The sequence below is a fragment of the Bradyrhizobium sp. SHOUNA76 genome (assembly GCF_023006445.1).
Classification (GTDB): Bacteria; Pseudomonadota; Alphaproteobacteria; order Rhizobiales; family Xanthobacteraceae; genus Bradyrhizobium.
Genome location: NZ_JALBHA010000982.1, coordinates 1 through 919 on the forward strand (window position 1 = coordinate 1; position 919 = coordinate 919).

2 protein-coding genes are annotated in these 919 nt (G+C 66.8%); both read left to right on the forward strand.

Annotation, left to right across the window (positions count from 1 at the left end; translation table 11 throughout):
• A partial coding sequence (locus tag MOV74_RS39145; RefSeq protein ID WP_246932962.1) for an alpha-E domain-containing protein occupies positions 1 to 678 on the forward strand: 678 nt, incomplete at its 5' end.
• On the forward strand, positions 675 to 919 hold a 245-nt coding region (locus MOV74_RS39150), incomplete at its 3' end, for a transglutaminase N-terminal domain-containing protein (RefSeq protein WP_309486887.1). The genes MOV74_RS39145 and MOV74_RS39150, both read left to right, overlap by 4 nt.

The window sequence follows — 919 nt, forward strand, 5'->3', positions numbered from 1 at the left end:
GTGCGCGCGGCGCAGCGCACCGCGACCTCCTTGCGCGAGCGGCTGTCGCCGGATGCCTGGCAGGTCATCACCGAGATGGCCGAGCGCCTCGCTTATGAGGTCGAGGGCGACGACAGCGTGCTGAGCGCGGCCGAGCTGACCTTGCAGGAGCTTGCAAGCTTTGCCGGCCTTGCGCAGGAGAACATGAACCGCGCCGCCGGCTGGCGCTTCCTCGACATCGGACGCCGCACCGAGCGCGCCATCAACACCACGCGCTTCACCCGCCAGTTCGCCTATGACGAGGCCGGCGACGAGGATCTCGACATCCTGCTGACGCTGGTGGATTGCCAGATCACCTACCGCTCGCGTTATCTGCTGGCGCCGATCCTGGCGCCGGTGCGCGACCTCGCCGTGCTCGACGGCTACAATCCGCGTTCGGTGGCGTTCCAGGTGACGACGCTGAACGAGCACATTGCCGCGCTGCCGAGCCTGAAGGAGCACGGCCTGATCGAGAAGCCGCAACGGCTTGCGGTGGCAATGCAGGCAATGCTTGCAACGGCTGAGGCCGAGAAGCTCGAGGTCAAGACGCTGTTCGCGCTGGAACAGGATCTGCTCAGCCTCGCCGAGGCGATCGGGCAGCACTACTTCCCGCATGGCCCCAATGCCAGCCGGCCGGAAAAGCTGACGGGGCTGGCGTGATCTACGACATCCGTCACGTCACCACCTACGAATACGAGAATCCGGTCAGCTTCGCCCGCTGCACCTTGCGGCTGGAGCCGAGAAGCGGCGGCGGCCAGGAGCTGATCTCGCATCATGTCGAGATCCGGCCGCGCCCGGCCGAGCGCAACGTCCGCCGCGATTTCTTCGGCGCGCTCACCGAGAGCGTGGTGATCGAGGCCGCGCATCGCAATCTGCAGATCGACTCGCGCTCGCGCGTGTC